Genomic DNA, 25,598 nt, shown 5'->3' on the forward strand with positions numbered 1-25,598 from the left:
TCGAACTTTTGTGCACCGATGGGCTTCCGTCGTTGGTGCGCCGGGTGTCGCCGCGACAGGCTGGCTGCACTCGCGCCGCTTGCACCGCGTCTTGTACGCGAAAGGAGATCCATCATGACCACCCTCAGTAGCCCGCCCGCCCCGCCGACAGAGCACCACCCGCAAGCCGAGGAGAGCACCGGAAGCGCGGCGGCCGCCGACCGTGCCGCCGCTCCGCTACGGCACAATCCCAGCGCGGGTACCGGAATACGCAACGCACTCGTGCGCACCCGCGCGGTGCGGTCCAACAGCATGCGCGCCCTCCTGCGGTTGCGTGACGATCGCGGGGCGGCCACCGCCGAGTACATCGTGGCTACCATGGCGGCCGTCGGGTTTGCCGGCTTGCTCATCGTCATCCTGCGCGGTGACGAGGTGCGCGGCATCCTCACCGAGCTGGTGCGCAGTGCGCTCACGGTGGGGTGACCGAGCCGCGGCAGGGCTGGCACACCGACTCCATCGGGACCGGGGCAGCGTCACGGCCGAGTTCGCGGCCGTGCTGCCCGCAGTGCTGGTAGTGCTGGCCTGCTGCCTGGGCGCCGTGCAGGTGGTCGGGCAACAGGTACGCATGACGGATGCCGCAGCCGACGTGGCCCGGCTGCTGGCCCGCGGCGACGGCGCGGGTCCGGCATCCGGGCTGCTGGCCGCGGTGGCGCCCGGCACAACGCTCGCCGAGGAACGCCAGGGGGAGTTCGTCTGCGCCCGGCTCAGCGCGCCGAGCGCCTTCGCGCCGTTCGCCGCCGCGGGCCTCACTCTCGCCGCCCGGTCCTGCGCTCTCGCCAGCGACACCGCGAGCGACGACCCGTGACGCGCCCACCCATCCGCCGGCCTACCTCTGCCAGCGAGCGGGGATCCGGTTCGGTGCTCGCGGTCGCGCTGCTCGGCGCGCTCGTCACGATGACCGCCGTGCTCGTGCCGCTGCTGGCCTTGCTGCCGGTCAGTCAGTCCGTGCAGGGTGCGGCGGATGCGGCGGCGCTCGCCGCGGCCGACGTCGCCTCCGGCCTCATGCCGGGCGTGCCCTGTGCCACGGCGGCGCGGGCGGCGGAGCTGAACGGCGCCCGCCTGGTCACCTGCTCGGTGGACGGCCTGATCGCCACCGTGGCGGTGTCCCGCACGGTGGGCGCGTTCCCGATCGGTTCCCGGGCGCGGGCCGGCCCGGCGCCCTAGCGATGGTCAGGCCGGTGTTCGAGCTCGCCGCCAGAAGTGCAGCATCCCCGATCGCCGGGCTAAGTGGTCGCTGGGGGAGTGTCGAAGAGCGCCTCGAGGTAGCGGTAGTCCACGGCGGAGGGCTTGTCGGGATGCTCGGCGGAATCGAACTCGAGACCGGCGGCGCGGGCATAGAGGTACCGCTTGCCGGCTGCGTCGGCGGGTATCTCGATCCGCGGCCGGGGATCCCCGGATTCGAGGAACTCGGTGGTGACGGTTTTTCCTTCGAGGGGGCCGTCCGTCAGTTTCGCGGTGTACGTGCCCTGCGCTGCAGTAACCATGTCTCTATTGTGCGGCTGTGCTCCGCGGAGGCAACCCCTAATCCGCAAACCGAGGCTCACCGGCCGCGTGTCGGGCGATGCCGCCGCGAATTCCGCGAACACATGTGCACACTCGTTTCAGCCTTGCCCTGCGCCGTGAGCGAGCTACCGTGGAGTCAATTCGGGGCACTCCCGCGCCGTCACCGTCGGCGCGCACTCGATTCCTGTGTGTATGGTGTGGCTTGGTCGTTTCACAGACCGTTACCTATAAAGAGGAGTCTGGTGCCAGGCACTAAGAAGCTGGTCATTGTCGAGTCGCCGACCAAGATGAAGTCGATCGCCGCCTATCTGGGCGACGGATACGAGGTTTTGTCGTCGGTCGGGCACATCCGAGACCTGATCGAGCCCAAGAATCTGCCGCCGGAACTCAAGAAGGGCCCGCTCGGCAAGTTCTCCGTCGACGTCGACAACGGCTTCGAACCGTATTACGTGGTCTCCGACGCGAAGAAGAAAACCGTCAGTGACCTCAAGCGGGCGCTGAAGAACGCCGACGAACTCCTCCTCGCAACTGATGAGGACCGCGAAGGCGAGGCCATCGCGTGGCACCTCCTGCAGGTCTTGCAGCCTAAGGTTCCGGTCAAGCGGATGGTGTTCCACGAGATCACCAAGGACGCCATCATCGCGGCCACCCAGAACACCCGCGACCTCGACACCGCCCTCGTCGACGCGCAGGAGACCCGGCGCATCCTGGACCGCATCTACGGCTACGAGATCTCGCCCGTGCTCTGGCGCAAGGTGGGCCCCGGCCTGTCCGCCGGCCGCGTGCAGTCCGCCGCCACCCGCCTCGTCGTCGACCGCGAACGTGAACGCCTCGCGTTCGTGTCCGCCGGCTACTGGGACCTCATCGCCCAGCTCGTTCCCGGCGCCTCCGCCGAGAACGGCTTCCAGGCCAAGCTCGTGCGCCTCGGCGGCGAACGCATCGCCACCGGCAGCGACTTCGACGACACCGGCAAGCTCAAGCCCAAGGTCGTCGCGGCCACCCTCGACGAGGCATCCGCCCTCGCCCTGGCCGACGCCCTCAAGGTGCCCGGCGTGCCGATCGCCGTCACCAAGGTCGCCTCCAAGCCCTACCGCCGCAGCCCCGCCGCGCCATTCACCACCTCGACCCTGCAGCAGGAGGCCGCGCGCAAGCTGCGCTTCACCGCCCGGCAGACCATGAGCGTGGCCCAGTCGCTGTACGAAAACGGGTACATCACCTATATGCGTACCGACTCGCCTTCGCTGTCGCAGCAGGCGATCACCGCCGCCCGCAAGCAGGCCGCGTCGCTGTACGGCGCCGAGACCGTGCCCGCGAACCCGCGCCTGTACAAGGGCAAGAGCAAGAACGCGCAGGAAGCCCACGAGGCCATCCGCCCGTCCGGCGATACCTTCCGCACCCCGTCCTCGCTGTCCAGCTCGCTGCGCGGCAACGACTTCAAGCTCTACGACCTGATCTGGAAGCGCACCGTCGCCAGCCAGATGGCGGATGCGACCGGTTCGACCGCGTCGGTGACCATCGCCGCGGGCCCCACCGGCCAGGCCGCGCACCCCGCCGCCTCCGAGGCGCTCGCCGAATTCGCCGCCAGCGGCACCGTCATCACCTTCCGCGGTTTCATGCTCGCGTACGAGGAGTCCAGGGACGAGGAGCGGAACGCCTCCACCGACCCCACCGAGTCGAAGCTGCCGCCGCTGGAAGAGGGCCAGACGCTGACCCTCGTCGAGGTGGAGGCCAAGGGCCACGAAACCACTCCGGCCGCCCGGTACACCGAGGCCAGCCTGGTGAAGAAGCTCGAAGAGCTCGGCATCGGCCGCCCCTCCACGTACGCGTCGATCATCTCCACCATCACCGACCGTGGTTACGTCACCCCGCGCGGGCAGGCTCTGATCCCGAACTGGATCGCCTTCTCCGTGGTGCGGCTGCTCGAGGAGTTCTTCACCGACCTGGTGGAATACGACTTCACCGCCGAAATGGAAGACGACCTCGACCGCATCGCCGGCGGCACCGCCGACCGGGTGGACTGGCTAACCAGCTTCTACTTCGGTTCGGAGAAGCACCGCGGCTTGCGCCAGGTCGTCGACAACCTCGGCGAGATCGACGCCCGCTCGATCAACTCGATCCACATCGTCGATGACATCACCCTGCGCATCGGCAAGTACGGCCCCTACCTCGAAGTCGCCGACCCCACCGCCGACCCGGATGCCACCCCCCGCCGGGTGAACATCCCGCCGGACCTGGCACCCGACGAGCTCACCCCTGCCAAGGCCCGTGAACTCGTGGATGCCCCGGTCGTCACCGACCGCGTCATCGGCGCGAACCCGGACAACGGCAAGGAGATCGTCGCCAAGGACGGCCGCTTCGGCCCGTACGTGACCGAGCTCGAGCCGCCGGCGGACACCGACGGTCCCGGCGAGTCCATCGACCCGCTTACCGGCGAGGTCACCTCGCTGGCCGACGCCGGAGCCCCGGCCGCCGCACCCGCTGCCGCCGCCAAGCCCAAGCGCAAGACCCCGGCCAAGAAGGCCGCCGCCGCGGTGAAGCCGCGCACGGCGTCGCTGTTCAAATCCATGGACCTGGCCACCGTCGACCTCGACACCGCGCTGGCGCTGCTGAACCTGCCGCGCGTGGTGGGCCTGGACCCCGAGACGCAGACCGAGATCCTCGCCCAGAACGGCAAGTTCGGTCCGTACCTCAAGAAGGGCGTCGACACCCGGTCGCTCACCAGCGAGGACCAGATCTTCGAGATCGACCTGGCCGGCGCCATCGAGTTGTACGCGCAGCCCAAGTACGGCGCCCGCCGTGCCTCCAGCGCGCTCAAGGACTTCGAAGAGCCCGACCCGGAGAGCGGCAAGGCCATCAAGATCAAGGACGGCCGGTTCGGCGCCTACGTGACGGATGGCATCACCAACGCCACCATCCCCAAGGCCGAGAGTGTTGACGAGGTCGACTACGAGCGCGCCGTGCAGCTGCTCGCCGACAAGCGGGCCAAGGGCCCGGCGGTGAAGAAGTCGCCGGCGAAGAAAGCTCCCGCCAAGAAGCCGGCGGCCAAGAAGCCCGCCGCGAAGAAGGCCCCGGCCAAAAAAGCCGGCGCAGTGAAGGCCGGTGCGGTGACCAAGACCGCCGCCAAGCGGGCCCCGGTCAAGAAGACCGGCACGTCTGCGGCCACCCCCGGCGTGCGCGCCGAGCGCACCCCGGAGCAGAAGGCCGCCACCGCCGCGAAAGCCGCAGCCACCCGGGCGGCCAACGCGGCCGCGAAGGCAGCACAGGCGGCCGCGCAGTCGTGACGGATGCTGTGAAGCCCGGCCTGTTCATCACCCTCGAGGGTGGCGACGGGTCGGGCAAGAGCACCCAGGCGCAGTTGCTCGGCGAGTGGTTGCAGGCCCAGGGTCGCACCGTGGTGCGCACCCGCGAGCCCGGCGGCACCGAGGTGGGCGTCGCCATCCGCGAGATCGTGCTGCACCACCGCGGTGAGGTCTCGCCCCGCGCGGAGGCCCTGCTGTACGCCGCCGACCGGGCCCAGCACATCGGCACCCTGGTGCGCCCGGCGCTGGCCCGCGGCGAAATCGTCATCCAGGACCGCTACCTCGACTCCTCCGTCGCCTACCAGGGCGCCGGCCGGGTACTCGGCGGCACCGAGGTGCGCGACCTCTCGCTCTGGGCGGTCGAGGGCCTGCTGCCGCACCTCACCCTGCTGCTCGACCTCGACGAGACCGCCGCCCGCGGCCGCCTCGACGCCGCAGACAAGGTCTTCGACCGGCTCGAAGCCGAGAAGGGCGAGTTCCACGCCCGGGTGCGCGCCGCGTTCCTCGACCTCGCCGCCGCCGAGCCCGACCGTTTTCTGGTGCTGGATGCGTCGCTGCCGGTCGACGAGCTCGCCGCGCTCATCCGCGCCCGCGTCGCCGCCCTGCTCTAGGGCGTCCCGCCGCACCCGCCCCGACTTGCCGCAAAACCCCCTTTCGCCCGCTAGGAGGGGGCATCTTGCGGCAAGTGGGCGGATATGCGGTGCCGCGAGATGCCAGTTGACGCCCTACAGAGAGCACCCAGGGGCCCTCAACCGGCAACTCGATGCGCTGCGCGCGGGGGAGGCACCCGCACCCGGCTGTCACCGGCTCCGGGTAGCCTTGACGAATGGCAGTGTGGGACGACCTGACGGGTCAAGCAGATGCGATCGCCATCTTCCGTGCCGCCGCAGAGCGCCCGGGAGCGGTCGCCACACTCGAGCGCCCCGCCGCCGACACCCATGCCTCCCTGTCGAGCGCTACCGCTACGGATGCCGCCACCGCGACGAGCGCCGCCGTCCGCAGCACCTCCTCCTCGATGACCCACGCGTGGCTGATCACCGGCCCGCCCGGCTCCGGCCGCTCCAACCTTGCCTTCGCCTTCGCGACCGCGCTGCTCAGCCCCGGCACGCCGCAGGGCGACGAGTCCACCCAGAGGCTCGTTGACGCGCGCACCCACCCCGACCTCACCGTGCTCAGCACCGAGGGCGTCATCATCAAGATGGATTCCGTGAAGGAAGCCGTGGCCCGCTCGCAGTACTCCCCGTCGGTGGGTCGCTACCGCGTGGTGGTCGTCGAAGACGCTGACCGCATGGTCGAGCGCACCTCCAACGTGCTGCTCAAGGCGCTGGAGGAGCCGCCGGAACGCACGGTGTGGATCCTCTGCGCCCCCAGCGAGGCCGACCTGCTGCCCACCATCCGCTCCCGGGTGCGCACCGTGCGTCTGCGGGTGCCGAGCATCGACGCGGTGGCCGAGCTGCTCATCCGTCGCACCGGCGTGGAGCCGGCCGTCGCCGAACGGGCCGCCCGTGAGGCGCAGAGCCACATCGGCATGGCCCTGCGGCTCGCCACCAACGCCGAGGCCCGCGCCCGCCGTGAGGAGACCCTCCGCGCCGCCCTCGGCCTCACCGGGGTGTCCACCGCGGTCAACGCCGCTGCCCGACTGCTCGCCATTGCCGGCGACGACGCCAAGGCGATCACCATCGAGCGGGATGCGGCCGAACGCGAGGGTGTGCTGCGCTCGCTCGGCGTGGAACCCGGCCAGTCGGTGCCGCCCGCGCTCCGCAGCCAGATCAAGAACCTCGAAGACGACCAGAAACGCCGCGCCACCCGCAGCCTGCGCGACGGCATCGACCGCATCCTGGTGGACCTCACCTCGCTGTACCGCGACGTAATGATGATGCAGCTGGGCCGGGACAGCACCATCATCAACCTCGAGCTGCTGCCCGAACTGCGCCGCGCCGCCGGGGCCTGCCCGCCGGCGACCACCGTCGCGACGATGGATGCGATTGCCCTGGCCCGGCAGAGAATTGAAGCCAACGTGGCACCGGCGCTGGCCCTCGAGGCCATGCTGGTGTCGATGATCCGACGGTGACGGCAGTCGCCGCACATGCACAGGATTCACCAGAGAAGAGGAACCCAGTGACCCAGCGCACTCGCGTATTCACGACCATGGCGGCCGCGGTGGCAGTGACGCTCGGCCTGACCGGCTGCGTGACGTGGTTCATGCCCCAGCCCGCACCGTCGACCTCCACGCCCACCGGCGAAAAGGTCGATGCGCCGCTGGATCCGTTCTACAGCCAGGTGCTGCAGTGGTCCGACTGCGACAACGGCATGCAGTGCAGCACCGTGTCGGCTCCGCTGGACTGGGAAGACCCGGCCGGCGGCTCGGTCGACCTCGCCCTGGTGCGCCAACCCGCCACCGGTGACCGGCTCGGGTCGCTGCTGCTCAACCCCGGCGGACCCGGCGGTTCCGGCTATGAATTCGTCAAGGCATCCGTCGACTACGCAACCGATGCTGCCCTGCAAGAACGCTACGACATCGTCGGGTTCGACCCGCGCGGGGTCGGCAAGTCCTCGGCCGTGGCCTGTTACGAACCGGCGCAGATGGACGAATACCTCTACGGGATCGCCGACGCCGAGCGCGGCAGCGACGCGTGGGTGCAGGAGCTGGAGGCCAGCGCCACCGACTTCGCCGCATCCTGCAGCGATGAGACCGGAGCCCTGCTCGGCCAGGTCGACACCCGCAGCGCCGCCCGCGACCTCGACCTGATGCGCTCGGTGCTCGGCGACGCCCAGCTCAACTACCTGGGCTTCTCCTACGGCACCTTCCTCGGTGCCACCTACGCCGAGCTGTACCCCGACAAGGTCGGCCGGCTCGTGCTCGACGGCGCCCTCGACCCGTCCACCAGCAACTTCGAGGTGACCAGCACCCAGGCGCTGGGCTTCGAGAACGCCCTGCGCGCCTACCTCACCGACTGCCTGGCGGGCTCGGCCTGCCCGTTCGACGGCACCGTCGACGACGCCATGGCCACCATCTCGGCGCTGCTGGCGTCGGTGGATGCCAGCCCGATCACCGCCACCGACGGCCGCCAGCTCGGCGCGAACGCTTTGCTCACCGCGATCATCTACCCGCTCTACCAGGCGACGGCGTGGACCAACCTCAGCGACATGTTCGAGGGCGTGCTGCAGGGCAGCGCCGACGGGGCCATGCAGTTCGCCGACGGCTACAACGGCCGCAACCCCGACGGCAGCTACCGCGACAACTCCACCGAGGCCTTCACGGCCATCAACTGCCTGGACTACGCCTACAACGACGACCTCACCTCCATGCGCGCCGAGGCCGCCCAGATCGAGCAGATCGCCCCCACAATCGGCAAGTACATGGCCTACGGCGACATCTCCTGCTCCAGCTGGCCGCACGCCTTCGCCGGGGAGCGCCAGGCCATCCACGCCACCGGCGCGGCCCCGATCCTCGTCGTGGGCACCACGAACGACCCGGCCACCCCCTACGTGTGGGCACAGAACCTCGCCGAGCAGCTCGACAGCGGGCAGCTCGTCACCTACGAGGGTGAGGGTCACACCGCGTACAACAAGTCCAACGCCTGCGTCAACGACACCGTCGACAGCTACCTGATCGACGGCATCGTGCCCGCGGCCGACCCGATGTGCTGACAGATGGGCGCTGCTGACGAACCAGGCCTGCGGGAACGGAAACGCCTGGCCACCCGCCGGGAGATCCAGCGTGCCGTGCTCACCCTCTGCGCCCAGCGGAGCATCGACAAGGTGACCGTCGAGGAGATCAGCCGGGTCGCTGCCATCTCGCCGCGCACGTTTTTCAACTACTTCGCCTCCAAGGATTCCGCCCTGGTCGGCGACGAACTGGAGTTGGCCTGCGACGAGGACATCGAGCGGTTCGTCGCCGGCGGACCCTCCGACGTGATGACCGACCTGGCCGGGCTAATCAGCCGGAGCCTGCAGAACACCGACGGCGACCGGGAGATCCACGAGCTGCGCCGCGCGGTGATGAAAGAGAACAGCTACCTCTTCACGATGCGGATGGCCACCCTGCGCAACTTCGAAGCCGGCCTGCAGCACATCGTCGAGCGCCGGCTCACCGCCGACGCCCCGCACCTCGCCGAGGACCCGGGGGCCCTCGCCCAGCGGGCGCTGCTGGTGACCCTGATCGCCATGGCTGCCACCCGGCATGCCTGGCGGTGCTGGGCCGAAGCGGATGACTGCACCCCGTTGTCGGCCTGGGTCGCCAAGTCCTTCCGTGAGCTGTACACCGTGACCTCCCCGATCGACTAAGCTTGGATGCTGTGTCGCCGCGCGTCTTTCTTCGGGAAGTATTCGGTCTCACGCCGCCTTAGCTCAGTTGGTAGAGCGATTCACTCGTAATGAATAGGTCATCAGTTCGATTCTGATAGGCGGCCCTCTTCGATGCGGGTGCCCGGATCCCCTCACCACAATTGGGGGGGTCGATTTGTCAGGGCGGCCGTGAAAACCTACGTAGATTCGAATGATGAGCAGTAAAGCGTGGAGTACGCGCCACAAGCGTAGCCGCGCCGAGACCTCGCTATATGTGCTTGGTGCAGCCGTTCTTGCCGTGATCGGCGTCGCCGGATACTTGCTCACCGAATCTGCAGCTACAACTCCACCCGACCTGGCGTCGCTTCCGGCTTCAACGGCATCGGCTGCGCCGATTCCAACGCAGGTCTCCGTCCCAGGGCCGCTGGCGATTGTGCGCGACGGCACACCATTGCGCGTGCTTTTTGCGGGCGATTCCCTCACCGGAAATTACTTTGCGTCGAGTGCTGAGGCTGGATTCCGCAGCCGTGTGGCCACGGCACTTGGCCCGGTCGAACTGACCACGGCAGAACTTGCCGATCAAACCCTGACCACAGTAAGCCGCATCGTTGAGGTGCCCGCCGACCTGGACCTGGCCGTGGTCGAGCTGGGCACCAACGACGTCGGAACACAGACCCCATTCGACCAATTCACCAGCCAATACCGGGACCTTCTCGGCAAGATCACAACCACGTCCCCGGGCGCAGCATTGATCTGCGCCGGAACCTGGCAGGACGCCGGCGAAGCGTACGATGCTGTCATCGAGGCGGAGTGCCTCGCGGCTGGGGGGCGCTACGTCCCCTTGGTGGATATCTTCGAAGCGGATGGGACGCGAGGGCCGGTTGGAACGGCAACGCCGTTCGGTGAGAGCGACACATTCCACCCCAACGACTCCGGGCACCAGCAGATCGCCGATGCGATCCTCGCCGCACTGACCGTCAGCTAGCCATCGGATTGAGGCCCGCCGGATCCGTGCCGGGAGAGTAAGCGCCCATTCACCGGACCGGGAGTGCCCCGCATCTCCGCATTCCGTGCGGGCGAAACTTCGCCGGCTGAAGCCGCGTCAGAGTGCCCATCTACGTGCGCGGCGCGCGCGGATTCGCTCCGCAGGCATCCGCGCGGTCAGAGAGAATTCTGAAGTAGGCTCACATAGGCAATAAAGGGGGATTGATGTGAAGCGACTAGATTCACTCACCGGGGTTCGGATTTTCGCGGCGCTGTTGGTTTTCGGATTCCACAGCGTGGAATTTTCGACAGGCGACGAGCTAGCCGTTTTTGGTGCAGGCATGGTCGGGGTGTCCCTCTTCTACGTGCTGAGCGGATTTGTCATGGCGTGGACGGCCCGCTCCGATGACACTCCAGGCCACTTCTACCGCCGTAGGTTCGCGCGAATTTACCCGTCCTACTTGGTCGCCTGGCTGATCGCACTGGCGATTCTGCTCACACAGGGCGGGTTTGGCTGGGCTGACCTCGTTCCCTTGACCATGCTTCAGGCCTGGGTCCCTGTGGAAGTCGTCTATTTTGCCGGGAGCGCCGTGTTCTGGAGCCTTTCGTGTGAGGCGTTCTTCTACCTCGTTTTCCCCTACCTGCACCGCTTGATTCACCGGCTGCGTACGCGGTCGCTTGCCTTCATCGGCGCGGGGGCGGCAACGGCAAGCATTGGGGTTGCGTTTCTTGCCCTGCCGCTTCCCGAGAATGAATTCACGCGTTGGTTCATCATCATCTTTCCTCCACTCAGGCTCTTGGAGTTCATCGTCGGCGTTGTCCTCGGCCTGCTCTTTAGCCGGGGGCTTCGATCGCCCATACCGCTGAGTGGGGCCGTGGCTCTGGCGACTGCCGGAATCTACGTGTCTTCCATTGCGCCGTATTCGCTCTCCAGGTTTGCGGTGACGCTCATCCCCTTCATCATCCTTGTCACGTCCCTCGCAACATCCGATCTGCTCGACAAGCCGAGCGTCTTCCGCTGGAAGCCTATTGTCGCGCTGGGGAACTGGTCTTATGCCTTCTATCTGCTCCACGCAATGGTCATGGCCGTCGTATTCGCCGTCCTTACGAAGATCGGGATTTACAGTGAAGCGACGCCCAGCCTGATCGTGGGGGGCGAGTTGCTTGCCGCACTCGCGGCTTCAATTTGTGTCGCGTGGCTGCTTCACACCTTCGTCGAGATTCCGATGGCGGAAAGGTTACGACCGAAGGAGCGCGGACCGCGAATGGACAAGGATCCGGTGCTGGTCGAAGCCGCTCCGCAGGCGTAGGGCCGAGGCCGGACGGCGCGATACAGTCAAACGTGCCGAACTGGACCGAACACGTGATCTGGTGGCACGTGTATCCGCTGGGCCTTGTCGGTGCCGACACCACCGGGCAAGACCGCACGCCCACGCACCGGTTGCGGCAGATCGAGTCCTGGTTGGACTACCTGCTCGATCTCGGCGCGAACGGCCTGGCCCTCGGCCCTGTCTTCGCCTCCCGCACCCACGGCTACGACACCACCGACTACTTCGAGGTCGACCCGCGGCTCGGCGACACCGCAGACCTTGACCACCTCATCGCCGAGTGCCAGCGGCGCGGCATCCGAGTGATGCTCGACGGTGTGTTCAACCACGTCGGCCGGGATTTCACGCCGCTGGTCACCGCTCTGGCCGACCCGTCCGCGCCCGAGAACGCCCTGTTCCGCCGCACACTGGCCGGTGAGCTCGTGGCCTTCGAGGGGCACGACGCCCTGGTCACCCTCAACCACGACAACCCGGCCGTGACGGAGCTCGTCACCGACGTGATGGCGCACTGGCTTGACCGGGGGATCGACGCCTGGCGCCTCGATGCCGCATACGCGATGCCCGCCGCGTTCTGGGCCGGCGTGCTGCCGCGGGTGCGCGAGCAGCACCCCGAGGTATACGTGATGGGCGAAGTGCTGCACGGCGACTACGCCGGCTTCGTCGCCGCATCCGGGGTGGACACCGTCACCCAGTATGAACTCTGGCAGGCGATCTGGCACGCGCTGAACGAGCGCAACTTCTTCGAATTGGACTGGGCGCTCACCCGGCACACCGCGTTCCTCGACGCATTTGTGCCGTACACCTTCATCGGCAACCACGACGTGACTCGGCTGGCCAGCCAGATCCAGGACGAGCGCCACCACCCGCACGCCCTGCTGCTGCTGCTCACCCTCGGCGGCACCCCGGCGATCTACTACGGCGACGAGCGTGGGCTGCGCGCCGTGAAGGAGCAGCGCGCCGGTGGCGATGACGCCATCCGCCCCGTCTACCCCGCGAGCCCCGCCGACCTGCCGTCCGCCGATCAGGATCCGGTCGCCGCGGACACCTTCGTACTGCACCAGGAGCTGATCGGGCTGCGGCGCCGGCACCCGTGGCTGCACACGGCCACGAGCCGGCCGCTCGCCCTGACCAATACGGGGTACGTGATCGAGGTGACCGACGGCATCCAACGCTTGGTGGTGGCGCTCAACCTCGGCGACGAGGCCCTGACCGTCGTCACGGATGCGGCCGAGCGGCTGGCCGGCGCGGCGGACTCCAGCCCGGCCGGCCACACAGTGCCGCCGCACGGTTGGGCGATCTTCGGCTGACCCGGTCTGCGCGATCGCGGCGCACCGTAGTCCTGGTGGCGCGCCCTATTCCTCGTGGCGCGGCTTCTAACCCGCGCCGCGAGGAACGAGCCGAGCCGCGAGCATCCGTGGGCCGGGCGGCCTCGGCACCCCCACCCGCGTGGTTGACTTTGGTCATGGCTGACACAGGGCGCGAACGGGTCGAAACGGATGCGCGGGCGCGCGGACTCGACATCGACATCGTCGAGCGCCCCGCCGCCGACAGCCTCGAGAGCGCTGCCCGGCTGCTGGGGCTGGAGCCGGCCGGCATCGTCAAGTCGCTCGTGGTGAAGCGCCACGACGGGGATTACCTCTTCGTGCTGGTGCCCGGTGACCGGCAGATCAGCTGGGCCAAACTGCGCGCCCTGGTGGGCGTGAACAAGCTGTCGCTGCCGCACGAAGACCTCGCCCTGGCCGCGACCGGGTATTCGCGCGGCACCATCACTCCGCTGGGCAGCAGTACCGCCTGGCCGGTGTTCGCCGACGAGCGGATGCGCGGCGCCCGGGTGGCGATGGGCGCAGGGGAGCACGGCTACTCCGCGTTCGTCGACGCCGACGCGCTCATCGCCGCCTACGGGGCCACGGTGGCCGACATCACCGACGAGATCAAGCCCCGCACCTAGGGCCGCCCCACTCGCGAACTGTCAGAAAGGCCCCGAAAAACCGCCTCGGCTGGTGCTTTTCTCACGGTTCGTGGGCTTGCGGCGGGCTCCTAAGCTGGGTGCATGGCAGAACAGCGCACCCCGACGAGCCCGCCCGCCGCAGGGCGCCGTCGGCGCCTGGTGCTGATGGCCGCACTTCTGGTGCTCGTGATCGGTGGCATCGCCGCGGTGGTGGCAGCCGTGGTCGGCGCGGGCGCCGCATCCACCGCGTCACTGGTGCCCACCTTGCCCCCGGCGACGCCGGCGCCCACCGCGTCCGCCCCGCCCACCGCGTCAGCTGCACCCACGGACTCGCCGACGTCACCGACCGACCCCGCCGTCGCCGTGTTCCTCGGCGATTCGTACACCCAGGGCTGGGGCGCCTCGAATCCGACCATGAAGTGGACGACCGTCGTGGCCTACGCCGCCGGTTGGACCGAGGTCAACGAGGGCCAGGGCGGCACCGGGTACGTCACCATGGCCGGGGTCGCCAGCTGCGGCCAGGACGACTGCCCCGCCTACCCGGACCGGGTGGCCGACATCGTCGCCGCCGCCCCCGACGTCGTCGTGATCGCCGGTGGCCAGAACGACCGGTGGGCGCTCGCCACGGACCCGGAGTTGGTGCAGGCCGCCGTCGACAGGACGTTCAGCCTTCTCCGGGAGGGCCTGCCGAACGCCCGGCTCATCGCGGTGGGGCCGTCGACCGCCGAGCCGGCCACGGCCATGATCACCGATCTGGATGGCTGGGTGCGCGCCGCCGCGGACCGGGTCGACGCAGAGTACGTGAGTCTGCTCGACCCCGTGGTCATCCAGAGCGACATGGTGGTGTCCGATGGGGTGCACGTCAACGACGCCGGCCATCGGGCGATCGCGGACCGGGTGCTCGCGACGGCCCTGACCCGCGCCGACTGACCCTGCCGGTCAGCGCGGCAGTCGGCGGTCCTTGACCAGCAGCACCACGAAGACGTAGACGCCCACCAGCTGCCAGAGCGCTCGGAAGACCAGGTCGGTCGGGGAATTGCGCACCGCGAACTCGGGCCGGACGGCCGGCTGCGGCAGCTGGATCGGTAGCGGGGTGTCGAAGCGGGGCTCGGCCCGCCGTGGCGGGGTAAGCATGCGAGGCACGTCCCGCTGCTGCGGGTTCGTGCGCCGGGCCAGAAGCAGATTCTCGCTCACAGGCGTCAGCGTATGCGGCCTCGATGACCGCTCGGCAAACGTCAGGTGACGGGTTACTCCTCGGTCTTGCCGGGCCGCACCGCGGCGGTGTCGGCCACGTCGATGCGCTTCACACCATCGGCCTGTTCGTCCACGGTCACCCGCGGCGCCGCATCCGCCTCGCTGGCCTTGGGCGCGGTGGTGAGCTGGTCGTGGCGTTTTTCGTCGAAGGTCATTTCACTCATGACCGGCACAATAACATGCCGTTCTGGTGTGCGGCCGAGTGGGTTCGCTAGGCTCGCAGCATGACTGATGCACTCCGCTGGGGAATCCTGGCCACGGGCGGAATCGCCCACCAATTCGCCGGCGACCTCGTGAAGAACGGCTTCACTGTGCAGGCCGTCGGCTCCCGCAGTCAGGCATCCGCGGATGCTTTCGCCGCCGAATTCGGCATCCCCACCGCGCACCCCAGCTACGAGGCACTCGTGGCCGACCCCGAGGTCGACATCATCTACGTGTCGACCCCGCACCCGTTCCACGCGGCCAACGCCACCCTGGCGCTGGAGGCCGGCAAGCACGTCCTGATCGAGAAGCCGATCACCCTCAACGCTGCCGAGGCGCGCGCCGTGGTGGCCCTGGCCGAGAGCAAGAACCTGCTCGTGCTCGAGGCCATGTGGACCCGCTTCCTGCCGCACATGGTGCGCATCCGCGAGATTCTCGCCGCCGGCAGCCTCGGCGACGTGCGCTCCCTGATCGCCGACCACACCCAGGACCTGCCCGACGACCCCGCCCACCGCATCAACTCGTTGGCACTGGGCGGCGGCGCGCTGCTCGACCTCGGAATCTACCCGGTGTCGTTCGCTTCGGCGCTGTTCGGCCCGCCCGAGACCATCCTCGCCTCTGCCACCTTCAAGGCCACCGGGGTGGATGCCCAGATCGCCACGATCTTTCACTACCCGGGCGGCCAGATCGCGTCGCTGCTCTCCGCGAGCGACACCAAGGGGCCCAACACCGCCAGCATCCTCGGCACCGAGGGTCGCATCGACATCGACGAGGTCTGGTACTCGCCCACCTCGTTCCGCGTGTACAACAGCGCCAACGAGGTCGTCGAGGCGTACGAGACGCCCGCCATCACCGGCCGGGGCATGCACTTCCAGGCCGCCGAAGCCGAACGGCTTGTGGCGGCGGGCCTGATCGCCAGCGACCTGTTGACCACGAGCGAATCCGTACAGATCATGGAGACCCTCGACGCGATCCGCGCCGAGATCGGCCTGGTCTACCTCGGCGACTAAGGCTGGGGCGCGCAACCGATCTGTCCTGTGCTGTCGCGGCACACCTTCTTTCTCGTGGCACGTCTTGTTCTCGGCGGCGCACCTTAGACCCCGTGCCGCCGGGAATAACGCGCGCCGCGACCAGCAACCCGTGCCGTGACCACGAACCCGCGCCGCGAAGCCTCAACCAGCCAGCGCGGATGCGCCAGCCCGGACCCGGCGCTCTTGCCGGGCTCCCACCCCGGCTCGGTAACCTTCGTTAGTGGATACCCCCGAACCGTCCGTGCCTGAGCAGACCACGCGCACACCCCTGCGCCTGATCGTCGCCGCGGCCGTGGCCCTCGTGCTGCTCGGCGGCGGCGCCGTGTGGGCGGGCACGGCCAGCGGCAACGCCAAGCCGGTCGCCGTGGCCGCACCCGACGCATCCGCCACGCCCACGCCCACGCCCAGCCCCACCCCCGCCCAGACCAGGCCCGCCCCGACCCTCGCCACCGTCACCGCCCCGCTGCGCACCTGCTCGGTGGCCGACCTCGCCGCGGACGAGCGGCTGGGCGAGTTCAAGGCCCAGGTGGTCAACGCCGAGACCGGCGAGATCCTCTTCGACCGGGGCGGCAGCACCGCATCCCGTGCGGCCAGCGTGCTCAAGGTGCTCACCTCCGCTGCCGCGCTGAGCGTGCTCGGCCCGGACTACCGCGCCACCACCACCGTGGTCGCCGGCAGCGAACCCGGCCAGGTGGTGCTCGTCGGCGGCGGCGACCTCACCCTCTCGAGCACCCCCAGCGGCGACGAGTCCTTCTACGCCGGCGCCGCGCACCTCGACGATCTCGCCGAACAGACCCGGGCGGCGATGGACGGCACCGCGATCACCTCCGTGCTGCTGGACTCCAGCTACTTCGGCGACCCGGCCTGGGAGCCCAGCTGGGACCGCAAGGAACAGACCCAGGGGTACATGCCCGAGATCACGGCCCTGCAGGTGGACGGCGACCGGGACAACCCGTACAACAGCACCTCCGCCCGCGGCGACGACCCGGTGGCGCGGGCCGGCGCCGCGTTCGCCGACGAGCTTGGCGGCGACCCCACCGTGAGTGTCGGCACCGCCCCGGCCGGCGCCGGCCAGCTCGCCGCCGTGCAGTCCCAACCGGTGTCCACCCTGATCCAGCAGTCCCTGATCGTCTCCGACAACGCGCTCGCCGAGATGCTCGCCCGCCTGGTGGCCGTGGAGAGCGGCACCGGCAACACCTTCGGCGCCATCCAGCCCGCCGTGCTCGCGGGACTGGCCGAGTACGGCATCGACACCACCGGCATCCGCGTCAGTGACGGCTCCGGGCTCAGTGACAACAACGCTGTGCCACCCGGCTACCTCACCAAGCTGTTCCAGAAGATCAACGCCCGCGAGGGCAGCCTCGGCGTGATCTTCGACGGTCTGCCCGTCGCCGGCGGCAGCTCAGGCTCGCTCTCCTACAGCGACCGGTTCAGCGGCGGCAACGCGGATGCCGATGGCGCCGTGTTCGCCAAGACCGGCTGGATCGACACCGGTTACGCCCTCGCCGGCATCATCAAGGCCGGCGACGGCAGCACCCTCACCTTCGCCGTATACGCGCTGGGTGATGTGGGTGATAATGCGAAGCAGGCGATCGATACCATCACGACAGGGTTTTTCCGCTGCGGAAACAACCTCTCGAACACCTAAGTGACTTTCAACCGACAGGAGTGCATCCGTGACCCGCGCACTGATCATCATTGACGTTCAGAACGACTTCACCGAGGGCGGCGCCCTCGCGGTTGACGGCGGGGCCGCCGTGGCCGGGGCGATCAGCGCCCTGCTGGCGGCGCATCCGAACACCTACGGGCACATCTTCGCCTCCCGTGACTGGCACGACGCCGAAGGCGGCAACAACGGCCACTTCGCGGTGGATGCCGAACCCGACTTCGTGGACACCTGGCCGGCGCACTGTGTCGCCGACACCACCGGCGCGGAGTACCACGCGGCGCTGACGCTGCCGGAGTCGACGGTGCACATCCTCAAGGGGCAGGGCCAGCCGGGCTATTCGATCTTCGAGGGCGTCGACGGGTCGGGCGAGAAGTTCGGCGAGCTGCTCATCGCCGCCGGCGTGACACACGTGGACCTGGTCGGCCTGGCCACCGACTTCTGTGTGCGCGCCTCGGGGCTGGATGCCCTCGAGCACGGCCAGCAGGTGCGGGTGTTCACCGACCTCATCGCCGGAGTGGCACCGGAGTCCAGCGAGAAGGCCTTGGCCGAACTCGCGCACGCCGGTGCGGTGCTGGCTACCTCGGAGGTCGTCGAGCAGGCCTGACACGCGCGTCCGCATCTGCCGGCGACGTGCCGGACCGTGCCCCTTCGCGAGCGTCGAAGGGGCACTTTGCTGCAACTGGACGGGAGGCCCACTGCTTGAGAAATTTTCTCGGCAGGGTGCATCCGAATGAGGGAGTCCTCCGGAAGTAACGGGTAACGGGAAACCGACAGGTTCCCGCTCTCGTTCCACTGACTGGAGGAAACCATGCGCAAGACCATCACCGTCGGCATCGCAGCCGGCGCCCTTGTCGCCCTGGCGGGAATCGCCCCGGCGAACGCCGCAACCGACGTCGCCCAGCTCTCCGTGCTGCACGGGGTACCCGGCCTCACCGTCGACGTGTACGTGAACGACGCACTCACCCTGGATAACTTCGAACCCGGCGACATCGCCGGCCCGCTCGAACTGCCCGCGGGCACCTACACCGTGGCGATCACGGCATCGGATGCCGCGGACGCGAGTTCGCCGGCCATCGGTCCGGTCGACATTTCGTTGGAGGCGGGCAAGAACTACACCGCCGCCGCGCACCTCGACGCGGCCGGGGCACCCACGGCGACCCTGTTCACCAACGACATCAGCACCGTCGGCGCCGGCGAAGGCCGACTCACGGTGCGTCACGTCGCCGCGGCCCCCGCCGTGGACGTGCTCGCCGGCGGCACCGCGGTGATCACCAACCTGAGCAACCCCGATGAGTCCATGCTGACCCTGCCGGCCGGCACGGTGTCGGCCTCCGTGGCCGCGACCGGAACCACCGACCCGGTGATCGGCCCGGCCGACGTGAACGTGGCCGAGGGCACCAACACCATCGTGTACGCCTGGGGCAGCCTGACCGACAGCAACCTGGCGCTCGCGGTGCAGACCATCGACGGGCTGCACTCCAACCCTGACGGCGTTCCCGCCGGCAGCGCGGGCCTGGTGGCAACTAACCAGCCCGGGAACAGCTCCGGCCTGTGGTTCGGCGGCGCGGCCATCGCCCTGGTGCTGATGATCAGCGCGGCGGCGGTTTACGGCACCCGGCGCGCCGAGGCGCGGCAGTAACGGGTCGTTGACAAGGAAGGTGCGGGTCATGGTGGTGAGCCTGTTCGGGTGGCCCACTGTGACCCGCGCCGTGGTCGGTCCGGTCCTGGTGGGTGGGCTGATAATGGGCCTGCTCAGCGGATGCGCGGCCCCGGCCTCCGGGATCGGCGGCACTGATCCTGCCGCCGGTGGATTCGCCGTAACGGGCGACGTCGATGGGGTCGGCGGGGCGGGACGCCCGGCGACCGGTGGGTTCACCGGTCTGGGCGGTCCCGCCTCCGCCGGGCTTCCGGGGGGACTGCCGTGGGCCGGCCGCACCGGGCAGGAACCGTCAATCTCGGCTCCGGCCCGGGTGCCGTCGCCGGCTCCGATTCCGCCGCCGGCGGTACCGGATGTGCCGCGCCGGTCCGCGGACCTGGCCGGGCTGGCCGGCCCGGTCAGCGCCCCGGTACGGGTGCGGGTGCCCGCGTTGGGCATCGACATGCCGATCGAGGCCGTCGGCCTGGCCGAGGACGCGGCCATGGCCCTGCCGGCGAACCCCGCCGTCGCCGCCTGGTACCGGTACGGCGCCGGCCCCGCCAGCCCGGCCGGCGCCACCGTCGTCGCCGCGCACGTGGATTCCCTCGTCTACGACATCGGCCCGTTCGCCCTGCTGGCCGACGCTCCGGCGGGCACCGAGATCGTGTTGGAGACTGCCGACGGCGGCGCGCACCGGTACACAGTGGCATCCGTCGACAGCGTGGAAAAGCCGGCGGTACCGTGGGCGAGCGTGTTTGACAGGTCCGGTCAGCCGCGGCTCACCCTGGTGACCTGCGGCGGCGAGTTCGACTACGACGCCCGACGGTACCTGTCCAACGTGATAGTGACGGCGGTGCCGGCGCCATGAACGTGAGTCGGACCCTGCCGCCCGAACGGGGCGTGCGTACAGAGGCCGGGGGTGGTTATGCTGGTCGCACTCGCGGGCCGGTTCGATCGGGTCGTGAGTGCTGAGATGGACACCCGCACCACACGGTACCGATCCCGGAGGCAGCACGTTGACGTGAGCACCCCCTTTGCGAACAGCACCGACGATGATCGTGACCAGGCCCACCTGATCGCGGGGTTTCGCGCGGGCGACGAACACGCCCTCGCCGAGGCCTACGCGCGCTGGTCGTCGCTGGTGTACACCCTGGCGGTGCGCTCGCTCGGCGACACCGGTGAGGCCGAAGACGTGACGCAGAAGGTGTTCATCGCCGCGTGGCGCGGCCGGCACGGGTTCGACGAGGGTCGGGCGGCGTTGCCCGCCTGGATCGTGGGCATCGCCCGGCATACCATCGCCGACGCGCACGACGCCCGCGCCCGGCGGCGGCGCCTCGAACAGTCCCTCGTGGACGAGGCCGACCTGTACACGGTTGATGAGTCCGCCGACGTGGCCGAGCGGCTGCTGATCGGCGAGGAGCTCAACCGCCTCGAACCGGTGCCGCAACGTGTGATGCGACTCGCGTTCTACGAGGACCTCACCCACGTGCAGATCGCCGATAGCCTCGGATTGCCGCTCGGCACCGTGAAAAGTCATATCCGCCGCAGCCTTACCCGCTTGCGCACTCGATTGGAGGCGAACGATGACGCATCTTGACCGCGACACGCTCGCCCTCGTCGCGCTCGCCGAGCTCGACCTCACTCCCGCCGAACGCGAGCACCTGGCCGCCTGCCCGGGCTGCGTCGGCGAGCTGGATGCGCTGCGCCGCACCGTCTTGATCGGCCGCAGCGCCGGCAGCGTCGAGCTGGTCGAACCCGCGGATGCCGTCTGGGGCCGCATCCACTCGGCCCTCGGCTTCTCCGCCGCGGTGGCTGCGCCGCCGCGGCTGGCGGAGGTCGACCTCGCGGCGGCCGGTCTGGCCGGCGGGGACCTGGCCGGCGGCGACCTGACAAAGCACACGACCCCTGGTGTCGGACCTGCCGCGGGCGCCGCGAGCGGGACAGAGCGCCCTGGCGCCGAACCGGCAGGAGAGCCGGCGCCCGTTGTGCAGCTGGACCAGCACCGGCGCCGTCGCGTCTGGCTGCCCGTGGCCGCGGCGGCCTGCGCGGTCGGCATCGTCGGCGGCATCGTGGGCGGGGTCTGGTGGCAGTCGACCCGCGAACCGGCCGCGGAGACCGTACTCGCCCAGGCACAACTGGACGCGCTGCCCGGCTGGACGGCAAGCGGTAGTGCCTCGGTGGAGGAGTCCGCGGACGGGCGCCGCGAGGTCGTGGTGGACCTGGCCGACGATGCCGGCAACGAGGGGCTGCGCGAGGTGTGGCTGCTCACCGCCGACGCCACCGGGCTGGTCAGTGTGGGGCTGCTCGACGGCGCGACCGGCCGGTTCAGCCTCCCGGCGGACCTCGACCTGGCCGAGTTCCCGGTGGTGGACGTCTCGGCCGAACCCGCCGACGGCAACCCGGCCCACTCGGGTGACTCGATAGTGCGCGGCACCCTGACCGGCCTGTAGCCCACACCGCGACTGATGTCGCGCAACCCGGGCGGGGGATTGTGACCCGCACGCCGGGGGATCAGGATGGCGATATGGCGTCCCATCCCGCATCCGTTCGCCCCGCCGTGCCCGGCACCGACCGGCCCCGGCCACGTCGCCTGTGGTGGCTGGCGCTGCTGGTCATGGGCTGGTTCAACCTGTTGTCAGCGCTGGGCGGCGGGCTCGGCCTGATCGTGGGCAACGGGATGGGGATGCCGATGAGCTGGCTCGTCGGCACCCCGTTCGACTCCTACGTGATCCCCGGGTTCATCCTGCTGGTGGTCATCGGCGGCACGCAGGCGCTCGCCGTGCTCGGGCAGCACGGGCGGCAGCCCTGGTACACCGGCGCGGCCGGGGTCGCCGGCTTCGGCATGATCATCTGGATCTACGTGGAGGTCGCACTGCTGCCGGTGTATTCATTCCTGCACACGCTCTATTTCGTGTCGGGGACGTTGCAGCTGATTGCCCTCCTGCTGTGCCTGGGCATCCTGCCCTCTGACCGTCACGTCGCCGCCGAGCCCCTGGAGTGACGCACCCGCCGTCGTGATCAGACGGCGGCTGTTCCGTTCCGCCACACCGAACGGATGGAGAGCGTGTCGGAGATGTTGGTTGTCGGGTCCCCGTCGACGAGCAACAGGTCGGCCCGCAGACCCTCGGCAATCCGGCCGCGGTCGCTGAGCCCGAAGCGTCGGGCAGGGGTGGATGTCGCAGCAGTGAGGGCCTGGGCGGGGGTCAGCCCGGCCTGCACGAGGAGCTGGAGTTCGTGGTGCACGCTGGCTCCGTGGGCGAGTCCGCCCAGGAACGGCACGGCAACGGATGCGTCGGTTCCCACGATCAGGTCGACATCGGCCTCGTGCAGGGCCTTCACCGACGCGAGCACGTCACCGAGCCGGCCCTGCGGGTAGCGGTCGAAGCTGGCCTGGATGGTGGTGAGCCATTCGGGGCTCAGCTTCGTGTGTACCCGGGGGTCCGCAGCGAATTCCGCGCCGCTGATGCCCATCATGGATGCGTTCAGGACCACACAGGCGACCACGAAAGCACCCGATTCGGCGATGGCATCGATGATCTCCGGGGTATGCGGGCGGTCCATGAACAGGTGCGCCAGCCCGTCAATGCCGGCGTCGATGGCCATCCGGGTGGCGTCGACGGTGAGCGCATGCGCAACGGTGAGCGCTCCCAGGCGATGTGCTTCCGCGACACCGGCGTCGAGGGTGGCCTGATCCAGGATGGGCAGTCCGGGGTGGCCCTCGACGCTGCCGTCGTCGACCATGAACTTGATGTAGTCCGACCCGCCGGCCAGCAGCTGTGGGATGAACGCGACGGCCTCGGCCGGCGTCGTGGAGAACGGCATCACGAAGGCCGGGGCTCCGTCGGCCGGCTCCGGGTCGTCGTCGTCGGTGGGGCGGTCACCCTTGGGGAAGAGCTCGCTGGGGTGGCCACCGGGGGGAGTGATCCCGAAGCCGGCCGAGCGCACATCCGCCAGCGTGTCGTCGGCGGAGATGTGCGCGCGATTGAACCTGGTCGACGTGCCCTGCATCTCCAGCTCGGTGGTCACGCCGAAGGCCAGAGCGAGCCTGAGCGAGTCCGGCGAGGTGTGCACGTGAGCGTCGATCAGGCCGGGGAGCAGGGTCGCGCCCGTCGCATCGACGATCTGTGCCCCGGCCGGGACGGGCCCGCCGACGCCGACGATTGTGGACCCGTCGATGATGACGGTCTGATTCTCGGTGGTGTTCTCACCGTCGAAAACACGTGCATGGATGATGGCGGTGACGGACACGAGGTCTCCTTTGATGTTCTGCGGCAGCTCAAATGGATGCGCACTCACAAGTATGTGCATAACAGCATGGATATGCAAACACGCATGTAAGGCTAGACTCGGGGTGTGGATCCGAACAAAACCCCAGACGCTCTCCTCGATGACGTCGGTGCCGCGTTCTCGCGCCTGCGCCGCCGCACGAATCAAGCACTGACCGACCACGGTATGACCAAGCGCGACCTCACCCGCAACCTCATCATCAACGTGGTCGACGAAGCAGACGGGGAGATGACTGTCGGTGCCGTCGCCGACCAGCTGAACGTGGATCCGTCGGTCGCGAGCCGCATGGTCACCGACTGCATTGATTCCGGCTACCTCCAGCGCGCCGCATCCGCTGCCGACGGGCGCCGGACCGTGCTGAGACTGGCGCCGGGAGGTGTCGAGCTCCGCGATCGTTTCAGCCGCCTGCAACGCGAGACCTTCGAACAGATCACCTCGGCCTGGACCGACGCCGATCGTCTCGAGTTCGCGCGGCTCCTGACCCGGTACGCCGACGACAGTGGTCGGCACGCCTGACAATCGCCGTCGATTCGGGGTCCGGCCGGGGCACCCGAGTAGATTGAGGTCGACGACTTCACAGGAGGCATTTGTGGCGCACGTAACCGAAGCAGAACTACTCCAGCACGTTCCCAACGAGCTGTTCATCAACGGGCAGTGGGTGCCCGCCGCCGACGGGAACACCCTTTCCGTGCACGACCCGTCCACGGGCAAGGTGATCAAGACCATCGCCGACGCCGGCGTCGCCGACGGTCTGGCCGCCCTCGACGCCGCCGTCGAAGCCCAGGAGGCCTGGGCCGCCACCCCGCCGCGGGTGCGCGGCGAGGTGCTGCGCCGCAGCTTCGAACTGCTGCAGGAACGCAAGCACGAGTTCGCGCTGCTGATGACCTTGGAGATGGGCAAGCCCCTCGCCGAGGCCTACGGAGAGGTCGGCTACGGCGGCGAGTTCCTGCGCTGGTTCAGCGAGGAAGCCGTGCGCATCACCGGCCGCTACGGCACCAACCCCGAGGGCACCGGGCGCATGATCGTGTCGCAGCACCCGGTCGGACCCAGTTTCCTGATCACCCCGTGGAACTTCCCGCTGGCTATGGCGACCCGCAAGATCGCGCCAGCGCTCGCGGCCGGCTGCACCGTCGTGATCAAGCCCGCCGAGCTCACCCCGCTCACCACGCTGTACCTGGTCAAGCTGTTCGAGGAGGTGGGCCTGCCCGCCGGTGTGGTGAACGTGCTCACCACCTCTACGTCGGCGGCCGTGTCCGCGCCCATCATCGCCGACCCCAGATTGCGGAAGCTGAGCTTCACCGGCTCCACGGGCGTCGGCCAGAAGCTCATCCAGCAGTCCGCGCAGAACGTGCTGCGCACCTCGATGGAGCTCGGCGGCAACGCCCCGTTCCTGGTCTTCGAGGACGCTGACATGGACCGCGCCGTCGAGGGCGCCCTGGCCGCGAAGTTCCGCAACGTGGGCCAGGCCTGCACCGCCGCCAACCGGTTCATCGTGCAGGCATCCGTCGCCGAGGAGTTCGCCCGCCGGGTCACCGAGGCCGTCACCGACTTCGCCGTGGGCCGCGGCACCGAGACCGGCGTCAAGATCGGCCCGCTGATCAACGCGGATGCCGTGGCCAAGGCCGACACCCTCGTGCAGGACGCCCTCGGCCGCGGCGCGACCCTACTCACCGGCGGTCGCGCCCTGGACCGGGCCGGCACCTTCTACGAGCCCACCGTGATCAGCGGGGTGAAGCCGGGCAGCGCCATCCTGCGCGAAGAGATCTTCGGGCCGGTGCTCTCGATCGTGCCCTTCGACGACGAAGACGATGCCGTGCGCATCGCCAACGACACCGAATTCGGGCTGGTCAGCTACGTGTACACCCAGGATCTCGCCCGCGGGCAGCGCATGATCGAACGGTTGCAGACAGGCATGATGGGGCTGAACATGGGCGTGGTCTCCAACGCGGCCGCCCCGTTCGGCGGGGTCAAGCAGTCCGGCCTCGGCCGGGAGGGCGGTTCAGAGGGCATCCACGAGTACCTCTCCACCAAATACACCCTCACCCCCGACCCCTTCGCCGACTACGACTAGACAAGATCTCGCGAAAGCGGTCACACGGTCACCTCCGCGGGCTGACGCAACCAGGTGACCG

27 protein-coding genes and 1 tRNA gene are annotated in these 25,598 nt (G+C 69.1%); 24 read left to right on the top strand and 4 right to left on the bottom strand.

Translation table 11 applies throughout. From position 1 onward, the window contains the following. Positions 1-291 precede the first annotated feature (291 nt). From B7495_RS02515 to B7495_RS02525, 3 genes are all read left to right on the top strand, one after another. Complete coding sequence (locus B7495_RS02515; protein WP_088457853.1) at positions 292-462, top strand: DUF4244 domain-containing protein; 171 nt, start codon at positions 292-294, stop codon at positions 460-462. Positions 463-532: 70 nt separating this feature from the next. Continuing rightward, on the top strand, positions 533-844 hold the full coding sequence (locus B7495_RS02520) for a TadE family type IV pilus minor pilin (RefSeq protein WP_240632364.1): 312 nt from the start codon (positions 533-535) through the stop codon (positions 842-844). Beyond that, a complete protein-coding gene (locus B7495_RS02525; protein WP_240632365.1) occupies positions 841-1,203 on the top strand; it encodes an Rv3654c family TadE-like protein in 363 nt (120 codons plus the stop codon). Before B7495_RS02520 ends, B7495_RS02525 begins: the two co-directional genes overlap by 4 nt. A 59-nt stretch (positions 1,204-1,262) precedes the next feature. Here the strand turns inward: B7495_RS02525 and B7495_RS02530 are convergent, their stop codons facing one another. Further along, positions 1,263-1,523 carry a hypothetical protein gene (locus B7495_RS02530; protein WP_088455186.1) on the bottom strand — a complete coding sequence of 87 codons (261 nt, stop codon included), beginning with the start codon at positions 1,521-1,523 and terminating at the stop codon, positions 1,263-1,265. Between the two features lie 261 nt (positions 1,524-1,784). On the opposite strand from B7495_RS02530, the gene topA reads away from it, so the two are divergent. The 11 genes from topA to B7495_RS02585 all read left to right on the top strand — a co-directional run bounded on the left by topA (position 1,785) and on the right by B7495_RS02585 (position 14,318). Beyond that, complete coding sequence (gene topA / locus B7495_RS02535) at positions 1,785-4,823, top strand: type I DNA topoisomerase (RefSeq protein WP_088455187.1); 3,039 nt, start codon at positions 1,785-1,787, stop codon at positions 4,821-4,823. A gap of 8 nt (positions 4,824-4,831) precedes the next feature. Next, complete coding sequence (tmk, locus tag B7495_RS02540) at positions 4,832-5,452, top strand: dTMP kinase (RefSeq protein WP_088455188.1); 621 nt, start codon at positions 4,832-4,834, stop codon at positions 5,450-5,452. A 215-nt stretch (positions 5,453-5,667) separates the two neighbouring features. Then, complete coding sequence (locus B7495_RS02545; RefSeq protein ID WP_088455189.1) at positions 5,668-6,912, top strand: DNA polymerase III subunit delta'; 1,245 nt, start codon at positions 5,668-5,670, stop codon at positions 6,910-6,912. A 47-nt stretch (positions 6,913-6,959) separates the two neighbouring features. Next, positions 6,960-8,492, top strand: coding sequence for an alpha/beta hydrolase (locus B7495_RS02550; protein WP_370028220.1), 1,533 nt, complete (start codon positions 6,960-6,962; stop codon positions 8,490-8,492). A 3-nt stretch (positions 8,493-8,495) separates the two neighbouring features. Then, the gene (locus B7495_RS02555; protein ID WP_088455190.1) at positions 8,496-9,128 is read left to right on the top strand and encodes a TetR/AcrR family transcriptional regulator; all 633 of its coding nucleotides are present in this window, start codon (positions 8,496-8,498) and stop codon (positions 9,126-9,128) included. A gap of 52 nt (positions 9,129-9,180) precedes the next feature. Further along, positions 9,181-9,253: transfer RNA gene (locus B7495_RS02560), tRNA-Thr, on the top strand. Positions 9,254-9,339: 86 nt separating this feature from the next. Then, positions 9,340-10,113: an SGNH/GDSL hydrolase family protein gene (locus tag B7495_RS02565; RefSeq protein ID WP_088455191.1), complete on the top strand. Its 774-nt coding sequence runs from the start codon at positions 9,340-9,342 to the stop codon at positions 10,111-10,113. A 226-nt stretch (positions 10,114-10,339) separates the two neighbouring features. Then, the gene (locus B7495_RS02570) at positions 10,340-11,422 is read left to right on the top strand and encodes an acyltransferase (protein ID WP_168195277.1); all 1,083 of its coding nucleotides are present in this window, start codon (positions 10,340-10,342) and stop codon (positions 11,420-11,422) included. Positions 11,423-11,454: 32 nt separating this feature from the next. After that, positions 11,455-12,747 (top strand): alpha-amylase family glycosyl hydrolase, encoded by a 1,293-nt coding sequence (locus tag B7495_RS02575; protein ID WP_088455193.1) that lies wholly within the window; start codon positions 11,455-11,457, stop codon positions 12,745-12,747. 155 nt (positions 12,748-12,902) lie between these two features. After that, the gene (locus B7495_RS02580) at positions 12,903-13,388 is read left to right on the top strand and encodes an aminoacyl-tRNA deacylase (RefSeq protein ID WP_088455194.1); all 486 of its coding nucleotides are present in this window, start codon (positions 12,903-12,905) and stop codon (positions 13,386-13,388) included. Between the two features lie 102 nt (positions 13,389-13,490). Then, positions 13,491-14,318, top strand: a complete 828-nt coding sequence (locus tag B7495_RS02585; protein ID WP_088455195.1) for an SGNH/GDSL hydrolase family protein — start codon at positions 13,491-13,493, stop codon at positions 14,316-14,318. A gap of 9 nt (positions 14,319-14,327) precedes the next feature. Here the strand turns inward: B7495_RS02585 and B7495_RS02590 are convergent, their stop codons facing one another. Then, positions 14,328-14,582, bottom strand: coding sequence for a hypothetical protein (locus tag B7495_RS02590; RefSeq protein WP_088455196.1), 255 nt, complete (start codon positions 14,580-14,582; stop codon positions 14,328-14,330). A gap of 53 nt (positions 14,583-14,635) precedes the next feature. After that, complete coding sequence (locus tag B7495_RS02595) at positions 14,636-14,806, bottom strand: multidrug transporter (RefSeq protein WP_088455197.1); 171 nt, start codon at positions 14,804-14,806, stop codon at positions 14,636-14,638. Between the two features lie 60 nt (positions 14,807-14,866). On the opposite strand from B7495_RS02595, the gene B7495_RS02600 reads away from it, so the two are divergent. The 8 genes from B7495_RS02600 (at position 14,867) to B7495_RS02635 (ending at position 22,180) form a co-directional block, all read left to right on the top strand. After that, positions 14,867-15,853 carry a Gfo/Idh/MocA family protein gene (locus tag B7495_RS02600; protein ID WP_088455198.1) on the top strand — a complete coding sequence of 329 codons (987 nt, stop codon included), beginning with the start codon at positions 14,867-14,869 and terminating at the stop codon, positions 15,851-15,853. 241 nt (positions 15,854-16,094) lie between these two features. Next, a complete protein-coding gene (locus B7495_RS02605; RefSeq protein WP_088455199.1) occupies positions 16,095-17,522 on the top strand; it encodes a D-alanyl-D-alanine carboxypeptidase/D-alanyl-D-alanine-endopeptidase in 1,428 nt (475 codons plus the stop codon). 28 nt (positions 17,523-17,550) lie between these two features. Further along, positions 17,551-18,147 carry an isochorismatase family protein gene (locus B7495_RS02610; protein ID WP_088455200.1) on the top strand — a complete coding sequence of 199 codons (597 nt, stop codon included), beginning with the start codon at positions 17,551-17,553 and terminating at the stop codon, positions 18,145-18,147. Between the two features lie 204 nt (positions 18,148-18,351). Next, entirely contained in the window at positions 18,352-19,182 is an 831-nt protein-coding gene (locus B7495_RS02615) for a DUF4397 domain-containing protein (protein ID WP_088455201.1), read from the top strand. A 28-nt stretch (positions 19,183-19,210) separates the two neighbouring features. Next, positions 19,211-20,047 carry a class F sortase gene (locus B7495_RS02620; RefSeq protein ID WP_088455202.1) on the top strand — a complete coding sequence of 279 codons (837 nt, stop codon included), beginning with the start codon at positions 19,211-19,213 and terminating at the stop codon, positions 20,045-20,047. Positions 20,048-20,200: 153 nt separating this feature from the next. After that, a complete protein-coding gene (locus tag B7495_RS02625) occupies positions 20,201-20,776 on the top strand; it encodes an RNA polymerase sigma factor (RefSeq protein WP_240632366.1) in 576 nt (191 codons plus the stop codon). Beyond that, entirely contained in the window at positions 20,763-21,629 is an 867-nt protein-coding gene (locus B7495_RS02630; protein WP_088455203.1) for an anti-sigma factor domain-containing protein, read from the top strand. The genes B7495_RS02625 and B7495_RS02630 overlap by 14 nt, the downstream gene beginning before the upstream one ends. A gap of 74 nt (positions 21,630-21,703) precedes the next feature. Then, a complete protein-coding gene (locus tag B7495_RS02635) occupies positions 21,704-22,180 on the top strand; it encodes a hypothetical protein (protein ID WP_088455204.1) in 477 nt (158 codons plus the stop codon). Positions 22,181-22,197: 17 nt separating this feature from the next. On the opposite strand, the gene B7495_RS02640 is transcribed toward B7495_RS02635, so the two are convergent. Further along, positions 22,198-23,427, bottom strand: a complete 1,230-nt coding sequence (locus tag B7495_RS02640) for an amidohydrolase family protein (protein WP_088455205.1) — start codon at positions 23,425-23,427, stop codon at positions 22,198-22,200. 105 nt (positions 23,428-23,532) lie between these two features. Between B7495_RS02640 and B7495_RS02645 the strand changes: the two genes are divergently transcribed. Further along, complete coding sequence (locus B7495_RS02645) at positions 23,533-23,982, top strand: MarR family winged helix-turn-helix transcriptional regulator (protein WP_198415735.1); 450 nt, start codon at positions 23,533-23,535, stop codon at positions 23,980-23,982. A 73-nt stretch (positions 23,983-24,055) separates the two neighbouring features. Then, the gene (locus B7495_RS02650; protein WP_088455206.1) at positions 24,056-25,537 is read left to right on the top strand and encodes an NAD-dependent succinate-semialdehyde dehydrogenase; all 1,482 of its coding nucleotides are present in this window, start codon (positions 24,056-24,058) and stop codon (positions 25,535-25,537) included. Positions 25,538-25,598 lie beyond the last annotated feature (61 nt).

Origin of the sequence: Cryobacterium sp. LW097 (assembly GCF_002205495.2) — a bacterium.
GTDB classification, from domain to species: Bacteria; Actinomycetota; Actinomycetes; order Actinomycetales; family Microbacteriaceae; genus Cryobacterium; species Cryobacterium zongtaii.

Coding starts and splice junctions, on each gene's coding strand:
- B7495_RS02595 (WP_088455197.1), bottom strand. CDS start 14,806: ATGAGTGAAATGACCTTCGACGAAAAACGCCACGACCAGCTCACCACC.
- B7495_RS02615 (WP_088455201.1), top strand. CDS start 18,352: ATGCGCAAGACCATCACCGTCGGCATCGCAGCCGGCGCCCTTGTCGCC.
- B7495_RS02620 (WP_088455202.1), top strand. CDS start 19,211: ATGGTGGTGAGCCTGTTCGGGTGGCCCACTGTGACCCGCGCCGTGGTC.
- B7495_RS02555 (WP_088455190.1), top strand. CDS start 8,496: ATGGGCGCTGCTGACGAACCAGGCCTGCGGGAACGGAAACGCCTGGCC.
- B7495_RS02545 (WP_088455189.1), top strand. CDS start 5,668: ATGGCAGTGTGGGACGACCTGACGGGTCAAGCAGATGCGATCGCCATC.
- B7495_RS02565 (WP_088455191.1), top strand. CDS start 9,340: ATGATGAGCAGTAAAGCGTGGAGTACGCGCCACAAGCGTAGCCGCGCC.
- B7495_RS02580 (WP_088455194.1), top strand. CDS start 12,903: ATGGCTGACACAGGGCGCGAACGGGTCGAAACGGATGCGCGGGCGCGC.
- B7495_RS02635 (WP_088455204.1), top strand. CDS start 21,704: ATGGCGTCCCATCCCGCATCCGTTCGCCCCGCCGTGCCCGGCACCGAC.
- B7495_RS02515 (WP_088457853.1), top strand. CDS start 292: ATGCGCGCCCTCCTGCGGTTGCGTGACGATCGCGGGGCGGCCACCGCC.
- B7495_RS02630 (WP_088455203.1), top strand. CDS start 20,763: ATGACGCATCTTGACCGCGACACGCTCGCCCTCGTCGCGCTCGCCGAG.
- B7495_RS02585 (WP_088455195.1), top strand. CDS start 13,491: ATGGCAGAACAGCGCACCCCGACGAGCCCGCCCGCCGCAGGGCGCCGT.
- B7495_RS02530 (WP_088455186.1), bottom strand. CDS start 1,523: ATGGTTACTGCAGCGCAGGGCACGTACACCGCGAAACTGACGGACGGC.
- B7495_RS02600 (WP_088455198.1), top strand. CDS start 14,867: ATGACTGATGCACTCCGCTGGGGAATCCTGGCCACGGGCGGAATCGCC.